Source organism: Oceanobacillus sp. M60 (genome assembly GCF_053839645.1).
In genome coordinates, this window is record NZ_JBSSNH010000001.1 from 245,141 (window position 1) to 267,590 (window position 22,450).

The following is a 22,450-nucleotide window of genomic DNA, read 5'->3' on the forward strand; positions in this document are numbered from 1 at the left end:
AGGTCCGGAGTTTGGAGGCTTTTTTCAATCATAAAAAGAAAAAGCCATTAATGAAGCTCCTCTCGCTCTTCAAATGACTTTATTCTTAATAAAACGTATTTACTTCATCTTTCATAACCCGGTTAATCCATCATTCGCTTCTTAAATGTAACGGCAGCCAACACTACCATTGCCGCAGCCCATGCACCAATAATGGCAAATGGTTTCCACAGCTCTCCAAACCCAGCTCCTGCATCTTCCAACTCTACAATTTCCTGCAGTTGGAGTCCTGGTGTATATTCTAATATTTGCAAGAAAGTATATTGCTCCGCAAACATAATAAACATATTTCCCATCCCAAATATAAACATTACAGGAAGGATATATACAGATGCTTCTAACACACTTCTAGTAATTAAGCCCATCCATGTACCTAATGCAATAAAGAAAATCAAGGACAGAACAATTCCAGCCATTAAACCGATTCTGCCGGAGAAAGAAAAATCCATAATAAACATACTGATACCCGTTACAATCACGGTAATCAAAATCGTTACTGCACTTTTTCCCGACAATATTTCGGTCAATGTTGCCGGGGAAAGCATCAGACCGCGTAACGTGTTTTTCTCTTTTTCTTCTGCTATCATCGCACACTGCAGGAAAGTACCAACTAAAGCAAGCGACATGCTGATGACAAACAAATGCATCTCTATCGTTACATTATCCATTCGACCATATATGACGGCAAAGATAAGCGGCATCAATGCAGTAGACGAAACATACATATTTCGATATAAATCTTTTAAATCCTTTTGAAAAATGGCCATAAATCGTTTTACAGAAAATGTCATACCAGTTCCCTCCCTGTTACTTCAACAAAGATATCTCCTAATGTTGGTTCTTTTGTATAAATCCGCTCCACCATTTCCCGGGAAATATATTGTTGAATTTCCTCAGCACTAGATGATTGAAGTGGAAGCTCCAATTCTCGCCCATCTTTCAGTTCGAGTCCAATTACCTCTTCCCGATACTGTTTTTTTAGCTGTTTTGGTTCGTCTAAAAGCTGGACAACCCCTTTATTTAAAAAGGCTACCTGGCTGCATAGATGATCTGCTTCCTCCATATCATGCGTGGTCAGAAAAATAGTCGTTCCCTGTCGATTCAGTTCTTTTAAACCGTTATGAATATGTTTTGAATTCGCAGGATCCAATGCCGATGTCGGCTCATCTAAAAATAACAACTCAGGCTTATGCAAAAGTGTTCTTGCCAATAATACGCGCTGTGTCATTCCTTTAGACAGCTTAGCAACCTGTGTTTTTTTCTCCGAACCTAAATTAACTGCTTCCAGCGCCTCATCGATCCGCTGTAAAGATGTACCATATAAATCTGCATAAAGCTTTAAGTTATCATAAATAGTCAGCCGTGCGTATAAACCGCTATTATCCGTCACAACCCCAAAGCGTTTTCGATATTCCGGTGTATTTAATTTGGAAACAGGTTCTCCAAAGACCTTCGCTGTCCCTGCTGTCGGCCTCATTTGTCCAGTTAAAATTTTTATAGTTGTTGTTTTCCCAGAGCCGCTCGGACCTAAAAACCCAAATGTTTCACCCTTTTTCACTTGAAAAGAAACATTGTTTAATGCTTGCTTTTTACCAAAAATCTTCTCTAAAGATATCACTTCAATCATATTCTCCATCCCTGAAACCTCCTGTATCAGTTAAGTTGCCTGTGACTACAGAATAGCTTCTTTTCAACAATGGTGCAGTATATTTTCGACGAATGGAGTATATATCACATTGAATTATGCTTATTCTACCCCCAATAATTCTTTCAGCTCGTTCAACTTTGATTTCGATAATGGAACCTCAGAGCTTTTTTTATCTACAAGAGATAAGCTGTAGCTGTTTCTCGTCCATGTAATTACTTCTCTTATTTTTTGAAGATTCACAATATAAGAACGGTGACAGCGAAAGAATCCTTGATGAGACAAGCGCTGTTCCAATTCTTTTAAGGTAAAACCTGTAGGAAACCCCTCTCCGCGAGTATACAGATAGGATTGTCCTTCCTGACTTTCGATGTAATCAATCTCCTGCGGATCAAATAAAATAATCTTATCCTCTACTTTTGCGGAGATTTTATTTAACTGGAAAGTTTGCTTTATTTGAACCGCTTCTTCTGCTGTTTCTTTAACATTTGTTTCTGTGGAGGTTAAACGTTCTTTCTCCTCTGTTTCCACGTCCATTTGCTGTATCCCTTGCTCATTTAGACGATAGACCGTATCCGAAATGGTCACAGCACTCTCCGTACTTGTCGTTAAAATCAATACCGCTTTTTGCTGTTTCTGCAGCAATTCGACAAATTGATGGAGGACCCGTTTCGTTTCTAAATCTACATTGACCTCAGGCTCTTCGAAGATAACCACTTCCGCTTCCTGCATTAATATTCTGCCAAACTGAACACGACGCTTTTCAGAACGATTGAGCTGATGCATCTTCCATTTCGCTTTTTCCTCCAGTTGGATTTGCAATAGTACTTCCTTTATGGAAGTCTTGCTTTGATATAAAGAGCCGATAAATTTCAAATATTCCTGTACCTTCAATCTTTCATAAATGCCCTCTTCATACCAGCAAATCCCTAAAGAAGAAACGTATTTCTGCTTATCCTCCTGTAATGTCTGTTGCTTGATTTGAATCGATCCATTCCGCACATTTTCTTTTCCGATAATCATCTGCAGCAACACCGCACGTATATTAACAGTGGATTGAATTGCCTTTATTTCTCCAGGTTTTACTTCTATATCTATTTTCGGAAATAAGGTCTGGTCTCCCTGACGATATTCCATTCCGTTTATGCTTAACATGTTTCATTCCTCTTTCTATTGATAACATCCTTTATATGAGCTTGCAGTCTAATGATTATTTCATGACAAACCGTTGAATCTTTGATACAGTAGACTCAAAGATAATAATGAAAAGCAACTACTAGGGGAGCCCAACATCGCGGGCTGAGAGGGAAGCATGCTTACTTTCCGACTCTTACAAACCTGATCTGGCTAATACCAGCGTAGGGAAGTAGTCAATCAACATATGATTACTCTCAGTATACCAAATCAGGCTTCTCGATAAAGCCTGATTTTTTATTTTTACAAAGTAGTTACCTTTTCATTTCCCTTAAATTAGAAGGAGATGATTGGATTGAAAAATCGCACACGCCTGTTAACAATGATGGCTGTACTTGTTGCTATCGGAACGATTGGATCACAATTGCTCTGGTTTCCTGCCGGAGTTGCCAGAGCCTATCCTGTTCAACACGCTATCAATGTTATTGCCGGGATTATGCTCGGGCCGGGTCCGGCAGTTATTGTCGCATTGATGATTAGCCTGCTCCGAAACCTTTTAGGACTGGGAACCTTGGTTGCTTTTCCTGGAGCAATGATTGGAGCTTTTGCTGCTGGGGTATTGTATAAGAAAACGCAGAAATATCCAATGGCAGCTCTTGGAGAAATTATTGGCACCGGAATTATCGGCTCTTTCTTTGCAGTTCCGATAGCCAATCTGCTTATGGGAAGCTCTGCGGGAGCATTTGCCTTTATCCCGGCATTTGTTGTAAGCAGTGTCTCTGGTGCATTGATTGGCTGGCTGTTAGTCAGCCGTCTCCCGGCACAGCAGTTTTCTTTAACAAAATAATTTACTTTATTCTATCCAAGGAGGATTTTTATTATGAGTCAGGTTCGTTGTGCATTAACCATTGCCGGTACAGACCCTAGCGGTGGCGCCGGTATTCAAGCAGATTTAAAAACATTTCAGGAGTTAAAAACCTATGGCATGTCCGTGATCACTTCCGTTGTAGCTCAAAATACGACAGGGGTCCGCTCTGTAGAGCATATGCCGCTTTCCATGATTGAGGACCAGCTGGATGCAGTGTTAGAAGATATGCCCATCCATGCTGTGAAAACAGGAATGATTGCAAGTAAGCAGATGATGGAATTAATCGTAAAAAAATTGGAGAAGGTTGATGCACCTTATGTCATGGACCCAGTGATGGTGGCTACCAGCGGGGACTCATTGATTGATGAAGAGGGCCGCAGCTTTTTACGGCAATACCTTCTTCCATTAACAACGGTTGCAACACCGAATATTCCGGAGGCAGAATTCCTGACTGGACGATCCATTACAACTGAAGATGATATGAAAGGCGCAGCCGAATACCTTGTTCATGAATATGGTGTAGATGCAGCCTTAATAAAAGGCGGCCATTTAAAAGGACAAGCAATCGATTTTCTTTATGACGGGAAAAAAATGCATAGCTATGCTGCAGAACGCATTGATACGAAGAATACGCACGGAACAGGCTGTACCTATGCCGCTGCGATTGCTGCTTATTTGGGGAAAGGCTGTCCGCTTCCGGAAGCAGTAAAAAAAGCAAAAGCATTTGTGACTGCTTCCATTTCGAAATCCTTTGACCTTGGAAAAGGGAACGGCCCGACAAATCATTGGGCTATCCGGGAAACCACAGAAAGGAAGATTACGCATGAATCCTGATATTATTCAGCAAGCCAGAAACAACACACCGCTTATTCATCATTTAACCAACCAGGTCGTCATGAACTTTAATGCAAATGGACTGCTGGCTTTTGGGGGCAGTCCTGTCATGGCAAAGGAAATACGGGAAGCTACAGATATGGCCAAGGCCTCCGATGCACTTGTCTTGAACATCGGCACCATTTTAGAAAGCGAAGCCGATGCAATGATTACTGCAGGCAAAGCCGCTAATGAAAAAGGAATTCCTGTTGTTCTGGATCCCGTTGGCGTGGCTGCGAGCTCTTTTCGAAAAGACATGGTCGAAAAGATTCTACAAGAGGTACGTCCAACAGTTATCAAAGGAAATGCAGGTGAGATTGCTTCCTTGGTCGATGCAAACATCCAATCACGCGGAGTAGATTCTGTCGGCGAAGGAAATGTAGATGAAATTGCAGAGCAAGCAGGCAGAAAATATGATACTGCAATTGTGATAACTGGAAAAACAGACGTTATCCATGCTGATCAAAAACTAATTTATAATCAAACAGGGCATCCGCTTCTTTCTAATATTACTGGTTCCGGGTGCTTATTAGGGTCTATTGCTGCCGCGTGCCTGACGACTTCTTACACCGTCTCAGAGCAGCTCAGCTCCGCACTAAGCTTTTACGGACTGGCGGCTGAACATGCAGCAAAACTGCCGCATGTACATGGTCCGGGAACTTTTTTACCAAGCTTTATTGATGCCTTATCCTTTACACCGAAGCAGTTAAATGGAGGATTGGAAGATGATTTTTAATCGAGAGCTATTAAGAAAATATTTTATTATGGGAAGTCAAAACTGTCATAGAGACCCTAACGCTGTTTTAGAAGAAGCGCTTGCTGCCGGTATTACCGCATTTCAATTTCGTGAAAAAGGGACTGGATCATTGAGCGGAGAGAAAAAGCTTCAGCTTGGCAGGGAGCTTAGAGAACGTTGCCGCGCACATGATGTTCCATTCTTTATTAATGACGATATTGAGCTTGCGGAGGAATTGGAGGTGGATGGGATACATGTCGGACAGGATGATATGCCTGTCAAAGAAGTTCGCACCAGGTTTTCAGATAAAATCATTGGCTTATCCATCTCCACACAGGAGGAACTGGATCGGAGTCCGCTTGAGCTGGTGGATTATATTGGTGTCGGTCCTATTTTTACAACGTCTACAAAAGAGGATTCAAAACAAACGGTCGGACTGGAGTGGATTCATACCATCCGCGCTCAATTTCCAGATATACCAATCGTGGCAATTGGAGGCATTCAGACAGAAAATGCCCATTCTGCCATAGAAGCAGGTGCTGACGGTGTTTCCTTTATTACTGCTGTTACAGAGGCCGATGATATTAAGGAAGCTGCAGATAAGTTATAACGGGCACCCTCCATATTTATTATCTGCTAATGGCGCCCATTCTGCCTATAATGAAGCGCAAATAACGCAGATACCTCATATGCTATTAGGGAACATCAGCCTAATAGAGGAGGAAAATTATGAATCATTTTCAACCACAGCATCCAAACGGGCAGGAAAACAGACAAAATAACCTGCCCGGACAGATGTTAAATAATTATTTTCAGCCAGCGCCGCAGCATGACTATTCCAATGGAGCTTTTACCGGCAGACCGGACGGAAAATCTGGCGGAGAGGGCGGCTATCAGGCAGAACCGTATTCTGCTAATTCTATGCCGCCTCAATACGATCATCAGCAGTCTGCTAATCCTATGGCGGCTCCATATGAACAGCAGCAGCCTGCGAACCATATGGTGCCTCCATATGAGCAGGAGCATCATTCATCGCCGGAGCGAATCGGCGGCTTTTTTCCTGGTGCACCAAATGGAAATGGAGCAAATTTCCCTGAGGGGATGATGGAACAAATGATAGATATGTTCCCTGAACCTCCAAATAACAATGGGAATGGAGGGGCCTTTCCTAATTGGCCGCCAGCTCCATCCTTCCCAAATTTCCCTGAGAACGGAGGAAATGAAGGACCTCAAGGGCAGCAGCCTGCACCGGCAGGAATGGGCGGGATGAACAGCCAGCCTCCGATGGGTCCGCCGCCTAATTTTGTGCCGCAAAAACAACAGGTGCAGACATTCGCAGTCGACCCTGGCGGTATCAGACATTGCATGTTCCGCTTCACCTATATTTGGCCAAATCATGGCAGAGGATTTTGGGCCTTCCCGACGTTCTTAGGAAGAAACTCGATTGCCGGATTTCGCTGGAACGGGTTCCGCTGGGTTTACTTTGGGATGGACTTAAATAGCATTGAATCCTTCCAATGTATGTAAGGATGATAACATCCGTATATAATGAAAAAAATGGACAGCAGAAGAGCATTGCCTTCGCTGTCCATTTTTTTCATTTCTTTATTTATATTTTTTATCTTCTTTTTTACGCATTTCACGCTGCCAGATCAGCCCTTGCTCCAGCGCCATTTTCTTTGCAATTTTCGGCGCGTTCCAAAGAGGCGGCAGTATCAGTAACGATACCGGTACAGCAGATATAACAATCGAGTTTTGAATCGATGTAATACTGTCTTCCCCAATGGAAAGAATAGCTGCTGTAAATGCTCCAAAAAGCACAGCCCAGCATACCCGTAACCAGCGCTTCGGATTATCATGGCCCGATAGTGTAGCTGCAACGGTATAAGACATGGTATCGGCTGTTGTAGCAACAAATACAATCGATACCAGCAAGAATGCAACGCCCATTACGGTGCCAAGCGGAAGCTGATCGGTAATTGCCATCACAGCTGCCGGCATACCGCCCTCTGCTAATGCAGTAGAAACAGAACCTTCATCCTGCATTTCAAAGAAAATACCTGTTCCGCCAACAATGGAGAACCAGAAATTCGTTACAAGCGGGGCTGCCACTGATACTGCAATAACCAGCTCCCGAATCGTTCTTCCTCTGGAAATCCGGCTGATAAAGACAATAAGCATTGGCGCATAGCCAATAAACCATGCCCAGAAAAAGAGTGTCCAGCCTGACAGCCATTCGCCGTCTCCTCGGTAGAACATCATCTCGAACATATTTTGAATATGCACACCCGTTCCGCCGACAAATCCATCAATTATAAATGCAGTAGGTCCAATAATAAGAACAATAACGCCAAGAAGAATGGTAAATTGGACATTCCAGTTACTTAAATGATAAATTCCTCTATCTACTCCAGTCGCTGCCGAAATTGCTGCTACCGCAACCAGAGCGACCACTACTACAATGCTCATTGTCAATGTGTTCGGAACATCAAATAAATGATTTAAACCATAAGAAATCTGCAGCCCCAAGAACCCGAGCGGGCCCAATGTTCCTGCTGCTGTTGCAATAATAGATACGACATCTGCAGCCGTACCGATAACACTTTTTTCAAAAATCTTCTCTCCAAAAATAGGATATAATAATCCACGCGGCTTTAATGGATAGCCTTTTTGATAATGGACATACATCATAACGATAACAGCTAAGGTACCAAGAATTGCCCATGCAAGGAATCCCCAATGCATAAATGCTTGAGCAAATGCCCCTTCAATAAAGTTAAATTGTCCTCCGCCAAAAAGCGGCGGGGTATCCATATAATGATACATTGGCTCGGCAGCTGCCCAGAAGACACCGCCTGCAGCCAGCAAGGTAACTAATATCATACTAACCCAGCCAAAATAGCTGTATTTAGGTTTATCCTGTTTTCCTAATCTTACTTTTCCATACTTTGATATCGCCAATCCTAAACCGATAGCGAAATTAAGGAATAAGAGTATTTGCCAATAAGCTCCAAACCAATCAGCAGACAAATTAAATAGGGTATTTACTGCATTATCCACCATATCACTGTTGATCAGCGACAGGATAATAAATACTACTAAAAATCCTCCACTGATATAAAAAACTGGCCAATCTAAACCTTTTCCTTTTCCTGACTTCACATTTTACCTCCTGTTTTGTGTAAGCGCCTATCCTTACATTTATATATCATGGATAGACCTGGGGATAAAAGCAGCTTTTCCGTAAAATCCTTGACACGCTTTTATCCTCTCACGTGTTTTATTAGCACATATCTTTCTATTATAGTTACGTGCTTCCTACAACACAACCCGCATTTTAAAGACCTATTCAGCGAATTACTTTGAATATAGAAGTATTTCCCTTATTAAACATTATTAAACCCTTCTCAGTCCCCAAAATAAAAAAATCTCGCGGAATATAGCGAGATTTTCTTCTGATAATTTTTATTTATTTTTTCAAGTCTTACGAATTAATAATTTTATCAACGGTTTCTTCCACTTCATCTCTGGACATTTTTTCTTTCCCGGTTTTCAGAGCATTTAATGTTTTATGCGCAAGTGCCAGTGGAATACGGCAGAAAAGCAGGATATTTTTCGTAGTAATTTGCGTCATATATTGATCTGCTTTTTGCAAATTCGCTTCAGCGTAAGCAAACATTTCTTTTTTGGACCAGTCATCCGGAAAGAATCCGACTCCTCGTTCTGCGTCCTCGTCCACATTCCGTAATATATTCACAGCCTGTAATCCACGACCGTAGCCAATAGCCAAGTCACGATCTGTTTCGGTCCCATCATACCAATTCCATATATCAGACAGCATTACGCCGACAAGACCGGCTACATAATATGTATATTCATCTAAATCTTCTTTTGTCTGTACATTCCATTCTTTCCTTGTCCACTTGGCCATCCCCTCTGCCATTTCACTGGTTGAATCTTTTACTTTCTGCTCGATATCATCGGGGCAAAAATCAATCCAGTCCGGCAGGCGCAATGTCACCTCTGGAAGTTCCTTTTCATGAGGAGCTACCAACTGCTCATAAGCTCCACGCGGAAACACAGGTTCCTTCAACAAACGGCTTGTCTCCATTAATAAGTGCTGCTTTACTTCTGCATCCATTTCCTCGTGATCTTCTATCTCATCCACAGCGCGCATGCAGAGGTAAGCTGAACCAACTGTTTTCCGCAACGTTTTGTTCAACAGTTTAATGGGGATATAAAATGTTCTGCTCGTCTGTTTTAAAACCTTCATTGCATCTTTTTCTAATGTTGCTTTGCTGCTCACCCAAAACTCCTCCTTATTTCATGCGGTTAATACCAGTATAACAAACAAGTTTCTTTTTTTCCTTAAAAGTGTTGAATTCTCATTAATTTTCACATAAAATTCTTGTGCTATCTGTTCCTTTTAAGCTAAGATAATAAATAGTGTTTTGTAAAACGAAAATTCATTCCGTGGGAGTTTTTGCTTTTCTTCGCAATAAGTATAGATGCTGAAAGTGTTTGTTTAGACAATCATAACTAATCCAAGATAATTATAGATAAGGCGTGTTGTTTTATGAATAAAGGTGTGTATTTGTTAATGACCATTTCATTCGTTGTCGGAATGGTTGAATTAATTATTGGCGGCATTCTCGATTTAGTCGCAACAGACTTAGACGTATCCTTAGGAAAGGCAGGACTTTTGATTACGATTTTCTCTCTGGTTTTTGCTGTTTCCTCTCCTATTTTACTTTATTTAACAGCTTCTGTGGAACGGAAAAAGCTGACGATTATTTCTTTATTCATCTTTTTGCTGGGAAATATACTAGCTGTTTTTAGTTTGAACTATACGATGATTTTTATTAGCAGAATTATTTCCGCAGCAAGTGCTTCCTTATTAATTGTACTTTGTACAATGATGGCGTCCTCGATTGTGAAGCCTGCTTACCGCGGTCGGGCTATCGGCACCGTAAGTATGGGAGTAAGCGGATCTCTGGTTTTCGGAATTCCATTTGGTTTAATACTCGGTGAATCATTTGGCTGGCGGGCGCCGTTTGTACTTATTGCTCTCTTAACAGTTGCTTCTATTATATGTGTTTATTTGTTTATGCAGCGTGTTCCTTCTTCGGAAAAGCCCTTGCCGATAACAACACAGCTAAAAATGATTCGCAACCCAAAAATTCTTTTTATCCTGCTGACTACGTTCTTTGTGTTAGCTGGGCATACTGCGTTATACGGCTACTTGAATCCATTTGTAAAGGATTTTATGGAATTGGACGGCATCTGGTTAAGCGCCATTTATCTGATTTTTGGTATTTCTGCTGTCAGCGGCGGTGGTACAGGCGGCACATTATCCGATTTATTTGGACCAAAACGAACCATTCTTGCTGCCATTGGTTTATTTGTAGCTACGATTATAATTATCCCTGCTTCATCATTCCATGTGGTATTATTCCTTGTCGTGCTTATTCTATGGGGAATGCTCAGCTGGGCAGTCTCTCCACCGGTTCAAAGCTATTTGATTGAGACCTCTCCACAAAATTCGAGCATCCTGGTCAGCCTAAATAACTCTGCTTTACATCTGGGTATTGCAGTCGGATCCTTTGTTGGAAGCATCGTCATTGAACAGGCCAGTGTAGATAAGAATGCCTATGTCGGCGGAGCAATCGTTTTATTAGGTCTGTTTACTGCTTTGATTGCCCTAAAGGGATATAAACGTCCGCAGGTTACAGCTGAATCTGAATAGTTTCTTCCTTTGTAAAGCTTTGCTGTTATATATGAACCCCTCTGAAAGCTTCTTTTTTTCAGTTTTCAGAGGGGTTCCTTTCTGCCCACACGCTATATTTTTAACGGAAAACAACAGCTGCCTCAGGAATACGTTTGTTTATCTTTCTCACCACATGAGCTCTTTTCCTTCTTTATAATAGTTCGTCTGTATATCACAATAGGAAACACTCCTAAAATAAACCCAGCCAGCGCAAAAATCTCTGTTTTCCCGATACTATAGCCAATACTTACACCCAGGCTTAAGAAAATAATAAATAATGCTCCGAGATGATAAATTCGCACAGTTCTCATCCCCTTTTTATCTATTTATATGAAAAAATAGCAAAAATGGCACAGCCGCTGGATTCATTCCGTTAAAACCATTCTAAAATGTGACGATTTTTTAAATCGCTGATTATTCCGCTTTAAGAAAACGGTTACATATATAAACGCTTATCTTTTCTAAAAATTCGCTATTGCCTTACTCTCTTTTTCATGTTTAAATAAATTCAATATACAATAGGAAGCGTAGAGGTGGTAAGATGGAAGAGAAGGTTTCAGTAGGTTTATTAGGTCTTGGTGTCGTTGGATCAGGAGTTATTCACTTGATTGAAGATCATCAGGAAAAATTAGCCCATCAATTAGGCTGTAAAGTCGAAGTGGATAAAGTACTTGTGCGTAATATCGAAAAGGCTCGGAATATTGATGTGGATCAAAGCCTTTTAACAACCAACCCCGATGATGTTCTGGAAAACCCGAATATCGATCTTGTTATTGAAGTAATGGGCGGTATTGATCATACAAAGGAACATATTTTAAAGGCCTTTTCCAATAAAAAACATGTTGTTTCAGCTAACAAAGACTTAGTGGCTGTTCATGGTCCTGAGTTACAGGCGGCTGCAGTAAAAAATAATTGTGATTTTTATTATGAAGCCAGTGTTGCCGGTGGCATTCCTATCCTTCGCGGAATTAACGAGGGTTTATCCTCTGATCATATTCAAAAAATTATGGGGATTGTCAATGGAACAACAAACTATATCCTGACAAAAATGGACGAAGAAGGCGTAAGCTATGAGGATGCACTTGCAGATGCACAGCAGCTCGGTTTTGCTGAAGCAGATCCGACATCTGATGTAGAAGGCTTAGATACAGCCCGAAAAATGGCTATACTTGGCCGGCTGGCATTCTCTACACCTGTTGATTTGCAGGACGTGGAGGTAGAAGGTATCCATGGCATTGAATTAAAAGATCTTCGTTATGCTGCACAGTTGGGATATACTATGAAGCTTATCGGATTTGCAAACTTTTTCGACCATGAATTAGAAGTAAGTGTCGAACCTACCCTGCTGGCGAAAAATCATCCGCTGGCAAGCGTAAAAAATGAATATAATGCAGTATACGTGTATGGTGAAGCAGTTGGGGAGACCATGTTCTATGGCCCGGGCGCCGGCAGCCTCCCGACAGCGACTGCTATTCTATCCGATGTTATCGCAGCTATCAAAGCGATGCGTTTAGGCGTGTCAGGAAAGCAGTTAAATGACATGCAGTTTCCAAAAACATTGCGTCCAAAAGAGAAACAGCATGGTCAATATTATGTGCGCCTATGCGTGGAGGACAAAACGGGGGTATTCTCAGAAATCTCATCGATTTTCCATGAACAGGATATCAGCTTCCAGCGTATTTTACAGACACCTGTGGATGAAAAAGATTCTGCAGAGATTGTGCTGGTTACACATGATACACCATACTCTCATTTTGAAGAAGTACTGAATCAATTAAAATCATTTGATGCAGTAAACGAGATAAAAAGCTATTACAAAGTAGAAGGAGATGCGTAAGATGGCTTGGAAAGGGTTAATTGAAGAATATCGTGACTTACTTCCTGTCACAGATAAAACACCCGCTTTATCATTATCAGAAGGAAATACACCACTTTATCATTTTCCAAATCTGTCAAAGGAATTGGGAATTGAATTATACGGGAAGTTTGAAGGCTTAAACCCGACCGGCTCATTCAAAGACCGCGGCATGGTCATGGCTGTTGCCAAAGCCATAGAAGAAGGCAGTAACTCTGTTATTTGTGCTTCTACCGGAAATACCTCTGCATCGGCAGCAGCTTATGCCGCTCGTGCAGGTCTGCGGGCGATTATCGTTATCCCTAAAGGAAAGATTGCGCTTGGAAAGCTGGCTCAGGCTGTCATGTATGGAGCAGAAATCGTAGAAATTGAAGGCAATTTTGACCAAGCGCTGCAGCTGGTTCGTAAAATCAGCGAGAAATCGCCTATTACTCTAGTAAACTCTGTGAATCCATATCGTTTGGAAGGACAAAAAACAGCAGCCTTTGAAGTTTGTGAGCAGCTTGGAGAAGCTCCTGACATCTTAGCAATCCCGGTCGGCAACGCTGGAAATATCAGTGCCTACTGGAAAGGTTTTAAAGAATTTAATGCATCCAAAGGTACAGCCCTTCCAAAAATGTTTGGTTTTGAAGCTGAAGGTGCAGCAGCTATTGTCAGAGATGAAGTAGTTGAAGATCCGGAAACGGTAGCAACAGCCATTCGAATTGGTAACCCGGCGAGCTGGGATTTAGCAGTTCAGGCAAGAGAAGAATCAGGCGGAATGATTGGTTCTGTCACAGATGATGAAATTGTATCTGCATTTAAGCTTCTTCCGCGTAAAGAAGGTGTATTTGCAGAACCGGGCTCAGCGGCTTCCATTGCTGGCGTTATCCAACAGGTAAAAGCAGGTAAAATTCCACAGGGAAGCAAGGTTGTAGCTGTATTGACAGGCAATGGCTTAAAAGATCCGCAAACAGCTATTGACCAGCTGACCATCGACCCTGTATCCCTGCCAAATGACGAAACGGCTATCCTTGAATATTTAGAGAAGATGATTACGTCATGATGCCGTTTCGCATCTCTGTACCGGCAAGCAGTGCTAATCTTGGCCCTGGTTTTGATTCCATGGGCCTTGCATTAGGTCTGTATATTCATTTGGACGTAGAAACTTCTGATCATCATGCATTTTTCGCACACGGCTCTGAAAAACCCCAAGAAAATCATTTTATTTGGAACATTACAGAGCAGGTAGCTGCACGATACGGGACTGCCTTGCCTCCCTGCAAGGTGCAGGAGGTCAGTGAAATACCGCTGGCCAGAGGTTTGGGCAGCAGTGCTTCTGCGATTGTTGCAGGAATTGAACTGGCTAATCAGCTGGGAAACCTGCAGTTAACAAATGAACAGAAATTAGCATTTGGGACAGAAATCGAAGGGCATCCTGATAATATTGCCCCGGCTTTATTTGGAGGATTAACGATTTCTACTATGCTCGATAATGATATTCCTTCTGTCCGGCTTCATGATATTGAATTAGATTTAATTGCGTATATACCAGAAGTAGAGCTGAAAACAGAAGTTGCCAGAGATTGTCTGCCAGATACATATGAACGTAACTATGCAGCAAGAGCTAGTGCAATGAGCAACCTGGTTGTTGCTGCACTCTATTCCAAGGATTATCCATTGTTTGGGAAAATGCTCGAGAACGATTTATTTCACGAGCCTTTTCGTAAAACACTCATACCTAATTTTGATGCTATTCGTGAAAAAGCGAAAGAGCTTGGAGCATTTGGTACAGCTTTAAGCGGCGCCGGACCAACCATGCTTTCTTTTGTAGCAAAAGGAAATGGGGAAACAGTGAAAGAAACGATGGCAAAACAACTTGAAGGGTATCAAGTAAAGGTTTTAGAGATTGATACAAAAGGGGTTTCGATTTCTTAAAATAGTAAAAATGTGCAAGCGCAGATGGGAGACGCTTGCACATTTTTTATATGGTTTCATTATAGATCAGACCATTATCATTTTGAATATCAATGATTTTTAAGCGGTTATCGTCTTTGACAAAGATGGTTTTATAGTATTTCTCTCCATCGATTTCATAAAACATTACACGCGTTCCTTTATTATCTGTTTCGACAACCACATCATAGTCTCCCTCATCAATCTGTCCGCCAATGACTTCCTGCTCTTCATATTCATAGGAGGTGTCTGTATTATTATCAGCGGAAGTGCCGGTATCTGATTCATTCTCTTCTGTCGTCTCTTGATTCTCATCAGCATTATTATTTACTTCCTGCTCTGTATCAGCTTGACAAGCACTGACAATAAATAGTATACACAGCAGACCAATGATTTGTAATGTTCTTGTCATTTTATCTCCTCCTCCTCTTTTTTATTTCCTTTATCCAGTCATCTAAAACCCCTGGCCTTCTTTCTTTTTCGTTTGCTTTTTCCAGTAACCTTGTTCCCGGTGGGCCGATTTAAAAAATGAAACACCCATGAGGATAACTACGATGGAGAACGGAAGCGCCGCAATAATCAGCATATTTTGCAGACCTTGCGTCCCGCCGAAGTAAACAATAATTGCTGCAACAGCTGATTGCATCAGCCCCCACATAATTTTAACAGAATTGCGCGGATTAATAGTTCCTCCCGTACTTAACATTCCCAGTACAAACGTAGCCGAGTCAGCAGATGTAATAAAGAAGACGGCTACTACAATTATAGTAATGATAGACATCAACATCCCTAAAGGATATTCATTTAAAACTCCAAACGTGGAAGTTTCCAATGCAAATTCTGATATTTTAGCAATTCCATTCTGCTCCAAGTTTAAAGCGGAAGCACCGAAAACAGTAAAGAAAATAAAACAGACAATAGCGGGAACAAATAACACGCCCAGCATAAATTCCTTGATCGTTCTCCCTTTAGAAATACGGGCAATAAAGATGCCTACAAATGGCGACCAAGAAATCCACCATGCCCAATAAAAGATCGTCCAATCATTAATCCAGCCTCTCTGTTCTGCATTTTGAGGAGCCATTCGCAGACTCATCTCAAAAAAGTCTGATACATAGCTTCCTAATGTATGTGTGAACATGTTAAGAATGTATAAGGTAGGTCCAATGATAAATAGCAGGAGTAATAATACAAATGCCAGACCCATATTAAAATTACTTAAGTATTTTATTCCTCTGCCAATCCCGGACCAGGCTGAAACAATAAACAGGACAGTTGCTATGACTAAAATAAGCAGCTGCACCGGAAAAGTTCCAGGTGTACCAAATAAATAGGATAGCCCGCCATTAATTTGCGCAGATCCAAATCCTAAGGTCGCAGCAACACCAACGACAGTAGCAAATACAGCCAGGGTATCTATGATTTTTCCTGGAAGACCTTGCATTGCTTTCTTGCCGAACAGCGGGACTAATGTAGCGCTAATGAGTCCCGGGGTGTCTTTATGGAATTTAAAGTATGCTAATACCAGTGCCACCATGCCATATACTGCCCAGGCATGCATCCCCCAATGAAAGAAAGCATATTTTAAGCTGTCGTTAAGCGCTTGCTCTGAGCCCAGTTCTGCTCCAGGAGAACTGATAAAAGCATGGGAAATTGGTTCGGAAGTTGTCCAAAATACTAATCCCATCCCCATTCCTGCACTAAACAGCATAGTAAACCATGATAATAAACTAAACTCAGGTTTATCATGTTCTTTCCCTAATTTAATATTTCCATATCGTGAAAAAATAAGATACACACATAATACCAGCGTTAACATGACTAATAATAAGTAATACCAACCAAATTTTTCAGAGATAAACGTAGTAATCTCTAATGTAACCCCTTCTAAATTAACAGGAGCAAAGGAGCCCCAAAGAACTACAATAATACATAAAGCTAAAGCGTACCAAAACACGCTTGTTACACTTTTCATGCCTACACCTCTTCTATTTATTTGTTTTTATGTACAAGTATTCTAACTATTACCCGGGTCGCTATACTATCAAACCTTTGTATATCTCCTTCTTATTAAATCTTTTATTATAAGAAGCCCTCCCGGGAGACGGTTTGAAAACAGCAATTAATAGAGAATTACCGTGTTCCAAGCTATGCTGAAATTCCAATGTAATTAGTGAATAATACCTGTTTTAAAAACAACTTCCCTTAGTGTAGATAAGGTAGATTTTTCTTCGAATCCATACCCAAAGACTGTGCAGATGCAAGTAGTTTAAAAAGCGGTTTTACAGCGAAGATAAGCGGCCATTAATCGTATCATCCTTGTAATCGAAGGGAGGAAAAATTTCTAAAAGAGGATATTCAAAAAGTATTTAGAAATAAAAAAACAGGAAAGTCTGTCTTACTGACTTTCCCGCTTCATTATTTCTTCTATATTTATCCCATTAACGCTGTCATCAAAGCTTTTTGTGCATGCAGGCGGTTTTCGGACTGCAGGAAGACAACAGAATGCTTCCCATCAATCACTCCTGCAGATACCTCTTCTCCCCGATGAGCTGGCAGGCAATGCATAAAGGTGACATCTGCTTTTGCATTGGCAAGAAGTGCTTCATTTACCTGAAACTGCTGAAAGTCCTGCTCACGCTTTGTTTGCTCCGCTTCCTGCCCCATGCTTGCCCATACATCTGTATAAACGACATCTGCATTTTTCACAGCCTCGGCTGGATCATTACTCCATTCAATCGTTGCACTGTGTTCAGAAGCAAATTGTTTCGCTTTTTCCGTAACCTGCTCCTCCGGCTTATAATCATCTGGTGTTACTGTAACAATATGCATGCCCATTTTTGCAGCACCAATCATTAAAGAATGCGCCATATTATTACCATCACCGATATAAACCAGTTTCTGTCCCTGCAGCACACCTTTCACCTCTTTGATAGTCTGTAAATCTGCTAATACCTGACATGGGTGATAAAGGTCTGTCAATCCATTGATGACAGGGATACTTGCATACTTCGCCAGCTCCACCACATCATCCTGATTATAGGTACGGATCATAATTCCATCCAAATAGCCTGAAAGCACCTGTGCTGTATCTGCAATCGTTTCTCCCCTGCCAATCTGTATATCCTTGGAGCTTAAGAAAATACCTAAACCGCCCAGCTGATAGATACCTGTTTCAAAGGATACACGCGTTCTTGTCGAAGCCTTTTCAAAAATCATTCCTAACGTTTTCCCCTTCAAGGGTTCAAAAATAATCCCTTCTTTACTTTGCTTCTTTTGATAATCTGCTAATTCGATCAAATAGTCGATTTCATCTTTTGTATAATCAGCAAGTGTCAGAAAGTCTCTTCCTTTTAACTCCTGCTGCTGAAATTGGATTTGATTTGTTGTCATTCACGTACACCTCTTCAATAAGTTGTTATGAATTATTATGCAATAAAAAGAATATTTATTCAATAGTTTTTGAGATTTTTTTTATTCCATCATATCTTGCTTAATTACTTTTAATATCTTGTATACTCTTTACTAACTTTTTAATCTATATACAAGTAAGAGAGCTCCCTTAAGATATAAGGTAATTTCACTGTTCAGCCTTAATTTTAAAAATTTTTAAATTAAATAGGTATTTTTACTTCATTATTTCTTAATCCGACCGAAATAAAGGATAGATATACTTATTTTCATATATAATAAAGGGAGGATTATCAATGACCAATAAGAAAATTAGATTTTTAATGATGTTAAGATGTTAAGCATCGCGATTTTATTATTTTTTAGCACAATAAGTACGGAGAATATTGTATATGCAGATGAATTTGATGAAACATCAAGTACTGATTCTGAAAACCTTGAAGAAATTAAAGAAATTCAAAAAAATTTGCAAGAAGCAGATAGTGACAATAACTTAGATTCAAGTGAAATTAAAAATGCACCTGTTAATTTAGAGAAAACAGGAGACACAAAAGAAATTCAGCAGGATAATGATGACCTGAGTAATAAAACAAAGGACACTATCCAGCCAGTTCAAGATTCAGATACAGTTCAGCCACAAGCACTCTATGAAATAGATGGTTTAATTATGAACGCAACAAGTAATCTATCTCAAGCCGACCCTACAGATATTTTTTTCTTTAGTCCTACTTCAGACAGAGGGGTACTGACAAGACTCTCGTCTGATAATGCAAATTATGAAGTAGAATTGTATATTGTTGATTGGGACAGCATGATTATGTATAACACTGGAATTATAAAAGGTACTGATCAATGGCTACTTGTTCCTAATCTTCCAGCAGGAGATTATGCATTAGAAGTAAGGTCTACAGGAGAAGTAGGCGATAATTATAATCTGAGAATGAATGCTTCTATTCCACCTAACTATACGAATATCATAGAATTTACAAGTTCACTTAGTCATGTAGTAGCTGAGTATGCAGATAGTTCGGTTTATGCAAACGGTACTCACGTATTGAATTGGAGCAGTAGTAATTCAAATTTAAGTTGGAAAAGAGAATTCTATTTTTCAGACAACGGTGGTTATAATCGGCGTACTCATGAGGTTTATAATGTTCAAGTAAAAGATATATTACCAAATGTTTATTCGTATAATTCTAACTATACAAGTTCACAGCAAGTACTTTTTCTTGCTTTAGACATAGACACTGGGTTTATGTACAATGAATCACAGTATCAATCTGGTACAAATCCAATTTACCATAATTCATTTGTTGACACCTTAGGTAAAAAAAACACCACGAAGATTAGATGTACACGATTTCAATTATGGAGAGCATATTTTAGTCTTTGATATCAGCACAGGTAAAACAATAGATTTTTTTAGCGGTTTAAATTTTTATTATGCAGCAGGTATAGAACCGCTTCCTACCTATTCACCTCGTTAATTTATATATACCGAAGAATTATCATCCGTTATCCTTCCATTCTAAGATTATTGGAGGAAGAAAGTTTGGTGGATGTTTCTCAATCATAATTTTTATACTAAGAAGAGGTGAAAATATGCAAATTGATGGTTATTATACGGGAGTCGGCACCCCATATGTATCAAAAGAAACTTCTTTAGCAAATGTCAAGAAAACCAATGCACATTTAAAAATGTCAGATTCCTTACTACTCTCTGATGAAGTAAAAACCTTAAGAGAGCAAATGGATAAAGGTCACGAAATCATGGTAAACTCCATTGTAAATCCAAATGCTGATCCTTCTGACCTTTTTTCTTATCGTCCGTATCATCAATATTTGGTGTTTAGTCAATATTTAAATGAAACAGGTTTCTATGAGGATCACGACAAAGATACTATTCAGAATATGGAAAATATATTGATGCAAGTAACGGAAGCCCTTGATAGTTTAGGACACTATCATGTTAATGGAAGAATGGGCAGTGGAGGTCGCGGCGGTGGAGAATTAATGTTAAGTTCAGCTGAAGCACAGCTGGAATTTGCTTCTTCCGTATCTGCACTTCACGTATTCAGCGATAAATTTCTAACAGATAATTCTAAGGTGAAAGAAGGTTTTGACCAGCTTATCGACCAATATACTACACATAATAAAGATGCTGTTACGAATCATCGCTCTGTTCATGAAAAATTTTTTGAAGCTCGTGCAAAAATGACTAATTTGCCACCTGTTTCATTAGATGCAGAACAAAGAAAAAATCTAACTATCACGAATAAGCTTGGCGTCACAGAATATACATCTGAAGAAATTATGGATATGGTAGACAAATATACTAAACAGTTTAATGAACTGAAAGATGCTTCTGAAGTTGATTTGCTTATGTTTCAATTACAAGAACAATTGGTGAATTATGTGACAAAAGGATTCTCATCAAAAGATTCAAATTTACAAACAGCAAAAGATTCTATTAAAGAGCAAACAAATAAAACAATTAGTCATATTTCTGATTATTGGAAGATATTATTATCGTCCTAAAGATATCTATTGTAAAAGCAGCAAGTAATGAATTCATTGCTTGCTGCTTTTATTTACATTTGATGAGATACATTGTTCTCATCACAATTAAAACTACTCACCCTTTACCTGAATCATAACCACTACCAAATAATTCCTCTGCTTAAAATGCTTATTTATTCAATAGTTTTTGAGATTTTTATTAGCATTTTTCTGAAATAATTATAAAGGGAAACTTCATCCATAAAATCAGATTGTATTCTTTTTCTTACCTACGCTTTAATATTGAATAATATTGTCTCTAAAGCATGCAAAGCCATATGACGGTACTTTGCTTATATTTATACTTTGTGTTAGGTTGTATAGAAGCGAGTAAAATAATTTTACTTAACAGAATATTTCAGAAACGGTACGATATTTTTCAAAGTCCTTAAAGATGTTCTATGCCATGGGCAATCTTAAAACTTACATTACTCGCGGGACGGTGGTGATGAAATGAAAGAATCAGATTCATCAGGGTCTAAGCGAATGTGAATGATACGATTATCGGATTTTGAATATATACTTAAAAATGACTTAAGATATTTCAGCAGCCATTTTTCAACATTTTGCTGCTCATATCATTAAGTGCTTACTTACCGATATCAACGACTCTGAGAATTTTGAAGATACCTGATAGTGGATGATTATATGGACTTTGATTCGATTAAAAACGTAGTACCAAACGAACAATTTCAGAAAGGTGTTGTCATTTGTGAACGCATTAAAAACATTGTCAGCAGTAGGTATAGCTTCTATTTTTCTGCTTGCTGCATGTGGTAATGATTCAACAGAGGAAGATTCAGCAGAGGCTGGAGGAGACATTAATTATAGTGAAGAAGTGGACTACACAATTACAGGTATTGAACCTGGTGCAGGTGTTACAGAAACCGCAAATAATACGCTTGATACTTACGATAATCTTGATGGCTGGGAGCTTGAAGAAAGTTCAACAGTAGGAATGCTTGCACAATTGGCTGATGCAATAAGTAATGAAGATCCAATTATTTTTACTGGCTGGATACCACACCATAAATTTCTCCAATACGATTTAAAAATGCTCGAAGACCCGGAAGGTACGATGGGAGAGAGCGAATCTGCCCATACAATCACACGCTTAGGCTTAGAAGAAGACATGCCGGACGCTTATAAACTGCTCGATGCATTTAACTGGGAGTTAGATGACGTAGAACAAGTAATGTATGAAGCAGAAGATTCAGATGTTGAAACTGCTGCTTCTAACTGGGTGGAAGATAATCCGGATAAAGTGGATGAGTGGACTGAAAATATCGAAGAAGCAGATGGAGAAAAAATCGAGATTGGTTCTATGCCTTGGGAAGCAGAGCAAGCATCTGCAGCAGTTATGGAACAAGTACTCACCGAGTATGGCTATGATGTTACCGTAACAGAAGTCGACCCTGCCATTTTATTTGAAAGCATTGCCGGCGACAGTGTTGATGCAACCTTTGCTCCGGCATTACCAATAACACAAGGGCATTTGTATGATCGCTACGAAGGTGAATTTGTTGACTTAGGTCCAAACTTGGATGGTCTTCAAAATGGTTTTGTTGTTCCTGAATATATGGATATTGATTCGATTGAAGATTTAGAACCAAAGGAGTAGCCTTCTA

The 22,450-nt window shown here is 39.9% G+C and carries 21 protein-coding genes and 1 riboswitch; of the genes, 12 read left to right on the top strand and 9 right to left on the bottom strand.

Features of this window, described 5'->3' with window-relative positions; genetic code table 11:
* Positions 1–122 precede the first annotated feature (122 nt).
* The 3 genes from ACW0TQ_RS01270 to ACW0TQ_RS01280 form a co-directional block, all read right to left on the bottom strand.
* Positions 123–830 carry an ABC transporter permease gene (locus tag ACW0TQ_RS01270; protein ID WP_368901511.1) on the bottom strand — a complete coding sequence of 236 codons (708 nt, stop codon included), beginning with the start codon at positions 828–830 and terminating at the stop codon, positions 123–125.
* Complete coding sequence (locus ACW0TQ_RS01275) at positions 827–1,675, bottom strand: ABC transporter ATP-binding protein (RefSeq protein WP_042532083.1); 849 nt, start codon at positions 1,673–1,675, stop codon at positions 827–829. The genes ACW0TQ_RS01270 and ACW0TQ_RS01275 overlap by 4 nt, the downstream gene beginning before the upstream one ends.
* A 111-nt stretch (positions 1,676–1,786) precedes the next feature.
* The gene (locus tag ACW0TQ_RS01280) at positions 1,787–2,839 is read right to left on the bottom strand and encodes a LytTR family transcriptional regulator DNA-binding domain-containing protein (RefSeq protein WP_042532081.1); all 1,053 of its coding nucleotides are present in this window, start codon (positions 2,837–2,839) and stop codon (positions 1,787–1,789) included.
* Positions 2,840–2,952: 113 nt separating this feature from the next.
* Positions 2,953–3,066, top strand: a riboswitch (TPP riboswitch).
* Positions 3,067–3,200: 134 nt separating this feature from the next.
* On the opposite strand from ACW0TQ_RS01280, the gene thiW reads away from it, so the two are divergent.
* The 5 genes from thiW (at position 3,201) to ACW0TQ_RS01305 (ending at position 6,822) form a co-directional block, all read left to right on the top strand.
* Complete coding sequence (gene thiW, locus ACW0TQ_RS01285) at positions 3,201–3,665, top strand: energy coupling factor transporter S component ThiW (protein ID WP_276325313.1); 465 nt, start codon at positions 3,201–3,203, stop codon at positions 3,663–3,665.
* 33 nt (positions 3,666–3,698) lie between these two features.
* Positions 3,699–4,520: a bifunctional hydroxymethylpyrimidine kinase/phosphomethylpyrimidine kinase gene (thiD, locus tag ACW0TQ_RS01290; RefSeq protein WP_368901512.1), complete on the top strand. Its 822-nt coding sequence runs from the start codon at positions 3,699–3,701 to the stop codon at positions 4,518–4,520.
* Positions 4,510–5,295 carry a hydroxyethylthiazole kinase gene (gene thiM / locus ACW0TQ_RS01295; RefSeq protein WP_042532076.1) on the top strand — a complete coding sequence of 262 codons (786 nt, stop codon included), beginning with the start codon at positions 4,510–4,512 and terminating at the stop codon, positions 5,293–5,295. The genes thiD and thiM overlap by 11 nt, the downstream gene beginning before the upstream one ends.
* Entirely contained in the window at positions 5,285–5,905 is a 621-nt protein-coding gene (thiE, locus tag ACW0TQ_RS01300; RefSeq protein WP_212928608.1) for a thiamine phosphate synthase, read from the top strand. Before thiM ends, thiE begins: the two co-directional genes overlap by 11 nt.
* Before the next feature lie 119 nt (positions 5,906–6,024).
* Positions 6,025–6,822: a hypothetical protein gene (locus ACW0TQ_RS01305; protein ID WP_084612918.1), complete on the top strand. Its 798-nt coding sequence runs from the start codon at positions 6,025–6,027 to the stop codon at positions 6,820–6,822.
* A 78-nt stretch (positions 6,823–6,900) separates the two neighbouring features.
* On the opposite strand, the gene ACW0TQ_RS01310 is transcribed toward ACW0TQ_RS01305, so the two are convergent.
* On the bottom strand, positions 6,901–8,457 hold the full coding sequence (locus ACW0TQ_RS01310) for a BCCT family transporter (RefSeq protein WP_042532072.1): 1,557 nt from the start codon (positions 8,455–8,457) through the stop codon (positions 6,901–6,903).
* Positions 8,458–8,779: 322 nt separating this feature from the next.
* Complete coding sequence (locus ACW0TQ_RS01315) at positions 8,780–9,601, bottom strand: squalene/phytoene synthase family protein (RefSeq protein ID WP_042532071.1); 822 nt, start codon at positions 9,599–9,601, stop codon at positions 8,780–8,782.
* A 270-nt stretch (positions 9,602–9,871) separates the two neighbouring features.
* On the opposite strand from ACW0TQ_RS01315, the gene ACW0TQ_RS01320 reads away from it, so the two are divergent.
* Positions 9,872–11,041, top strand: coding sequence for an MFS transporter (locus ACW0TQ_RS01320; RefSeq protein WP_212928607.1), 1,170 nt, complete (start codon positions 9,872–9,874; stop codon positions 11,039–11,041).
* A 122-nt stretch (positions 11,042–11,163) separates the two neighbouring features.
* Here ACW0TQ_RS01320 and ACW0TQ_RS01325 read toward each other — a convergent pair whose 3' ends face one another.
* Complete coding sequence (locus ACW0TQ_RS01325) at positions 11,164–11,364, bottom strand: hypothetical protein (protein WP_042532067.1); 201 nt, start codon at positions 11,362–11,364, stop codon at positions 11,164–11,166.
* Between the two features lie 239 nt (positions 11,365–11,603).
* On the opposite strand from ACW0TQ_RS01325, the gene ACW0TQ_RS01330 reads away from it, so the two are divergent.
* The 3 genes from ACW0TQ_RS01330 to thrB are packed head-to-tail and all read left to right on the top strand — an operon-like array spanning position 11,604 to position 14,834.
* Complete coding sequence (locus tag ACW0TQ_RS01330; RefSeq protein ID WP_455725272.1) at positions 11,604–12,899, top strand: homoserine dehydrogenase; 1,296 nt, start codon at positions 11,604–11,606, stop codon at positions 12,897–12,899.
* Position 12,900: 1 nt separating this feature from the next.
* Positions 12,901–13,962, top strand: a complete 1,062-nt coding sequence (gene thrC / locus ACW0TQ_RS01335; protein WP_042532064.1) for a threonine synthase — start codon at positions 12,901–12,903, stop codon at positions 13,960–13,962.
* Entirely contained in the window at positions 13,959–14,834 is an 876-nt protein-coding gene (gene thrB, locus ACW0TQ_RS01340) for a homoserine kinase (RefSeq protein WP_193063995.1), read from the top strand. The genes thrC and thrB overlap by 4 nt, the downstream gene beginning before the upstream one ends.
* 46 nt (positions 14,835–14,880) lie before the next feature.
* On the opposite strand, the gene ACW0TQ_RS01345 is transcribed toward thrB, so the two are convergent.
* From ACW0TQ_RS01345 to argF, 3 genes are all read right to left on the bottom strand, one after another.
* Complete coding sequence (locus ACW0TQ_RS01345) at positions 14,881–15,264, bottom strand: hypothetical protein (protein WP_052484982.1); 384 nt, start codon at positions 15,262–15,264, stop codon at positions 14,881–14,883.
* A 42-nt stretch (positions 15,265–15,306) separates the two neighbouring features.
* A complete protein-coding gene (locus ACW0TQ_RS01350; protein ID WP_193063996.1) occupies positions 15,307–16,827 on the bottom strand; it encodes a BCCT family transporter in 1,521 nt (506 codons plus the stop codon).
* Between the two features lie 458 nt (positions 16,828–17,285).
* A complete protein-coding gene (gene argF / locus ACW0TQ_RS01355) occupies positions 17,286–18,245 on the bottom strand; it encodes an ornithine carbamoyltransferase (RefSeq protein ID WP_042532058.1) in 960 nt (319 codons plus the stop codon).
* Between the two features lie 352 nt (positions 18,246–18,597).
* On the opposite strand from argF, the gene ACW0TQ_RS01360 reads away from it, so the two are divergent.
* The 3 genes from ACW0TQ_RS01360 to ACW0TQ_RS01370 all read left to right on the top strand — a co-directional run bounded on the left by ACW0TQ_RS01360 (position 18,598) and on the right by ACW0TQ_RS01370 (position 22,443).
* Complete coding sequence (locus ACW0TQ_RS01360) at positions 18,598–19,656, top strand: hypothetical protein (RefSeq protein ID WP_256705718.1); 1,059 nt, start codon at positions 18,598–18,600, stop codon at positions 19,654–19,656.
* Between the two features lie 209 nt (positions 19,657–19,865).
* Positions 19,866–20,801: a hypothetical protein gene (locus ACW0TQ_RS01365; protein WP_052484980.1), complete on the top strand. Its 936-nt coding sequence runs from the start codon at positions 19,866–19,868 to the stop codon at positions 20,799–20,801.
* A gap of 733 nt (positions 20,802–21,534) precedes the next feature.
* Positions 21,535–22,443, top strand: a complete 909-nt coding sequence (locus ACW0TQ_RS01370; protein WP_455725273.1) for a glycine betaine ABC transporter substrate-binding protein — start codon at positions 21,535–21,537, stop codon at positions 22,441–22,443.
* The last annotated feature ends 7 nt before the right edge of the window (positions 22,444–22,450 follow it).

Excerpts from the sequence above, each read along its gene's own strand:
- ACW0TQ_RS01320 (WP_212928607.1), top strand. The coding sequence starts at position 9,872 with ATGAATAAAGGTGTGTATTTGTTAATGACCATTTCATTCGTTGTCGGA.
- thiM (WP_042532076.1), top strand. The coding sequence starts at position 4,510 with ATGAATCCTGATATTATTCAGCAAGCCAGAAACAACACACCGCTTATT.
- ACW0TQ_RS01330 (WP_455725272.1), top strand. The coding sequence starts at position 11,604 with ATGGAAGAGAAGGTTTCAGTAGGTTTATTAGGTCTTGGTGTCGTTGGA.
- thrB (WP_193063995.1), top strand. The coding sequence starts at position 13,959 with ATGATGCCGTTTCGCATCTCTGTACCGGCAAGCAGTGCTAATCTTGGC.
- ACW0TQ_RS01270 (WP_368901511.1), bottom strand. The coding sequence starts at position 830 with ATGACATTTTCTGTAAAACGATTTATGGCCATTTTTCAAAAGGATTTA.
- thrC (WP_042532064.1), top strand. The coding sequence starts at position 12,901 with ATGGCTTGGAAAGGGTTAATTGAAGAATATCGTGACTTACTTCCTGTC.
- ACW0TQ_RS01280 (WP_042532081.1), bottom strand. The coding sequence starts at position 2,839 with ATGTTAAGCATAAACGGAATGGAATATCGTCAGGGAGACCAGACCTTA.
- ACW0TQ_RS01360 (WP_256705718.1), top strand. The coding sequence starts at position 18,598 with ATGTTAAGCATCGCGATTTTATTATTTTTTAGCACAATAAGTACGGAG.
- thiD (WP_368901512.1), top strand. The coding sequence starts at position 3,699 with ATGAGTCAGGTTCGTTGTGCATTAACCATTGCCGGTACAGACCCTAGC.
- ACW0TQ_RS01345 (WP_052484982.1), bottom strand. The coding sequence starts at position 15,264 with ATGACAAGAACATTACAAATCATTGGTCTGCTGTGTATACTATTTATT.
- thiW (WP_276325313.1), top strand. The coding sequence starts at position 3,201 with ATGATGGCTGTACTTGTTGCTATCGGAACGATTGGATCACAATTGCTC.
- ACW0TQ_RS01350 (WP_193063996.1), bottom strand. The coding sequence starts at position 16,827 with ATGAAAAGTGTAACAAGCGTGTTTTGGTACGCTTTAGCTTTATGTATT.
- ACW0TQ_RS01365 (WP_052484980.1), top strand. The coding sequence starts at position 19,866 with ATGCAAATTGATGGTTATTATACGGGAGTCGGCACCCCATATGTATCA.
- ACW0TQ_RS01275 (WP_042532083.1), bottom strand. The coding sequence starts at position 1,675 with ATGGAGAATATGATTGAAGTGATATCTTTAGAGAAGATTTTTGGTAAA.
- ACW0TQ_RS01305 (WP_084612918.1), top strand. The coding sequence starts at position 6,025 with ATGAATCATTTTCAACCACAGCATCCAAACGGGCAGGAAAACAGACAA.
- thiE (WP_212928608.1), top strand. The coding sequence starts at position 5,285 with ATGATTTTTAATCGAGAGCTATTAAGAAAATATTTTATTATGGGAAGT.
- argF (WP_042532058.1), bottom strand. The coding sequence starts at position 18,245 with ATGACAACAAATCAAATCCAATTTCAGCAGCAGGAGTTAAAAGGAAGA.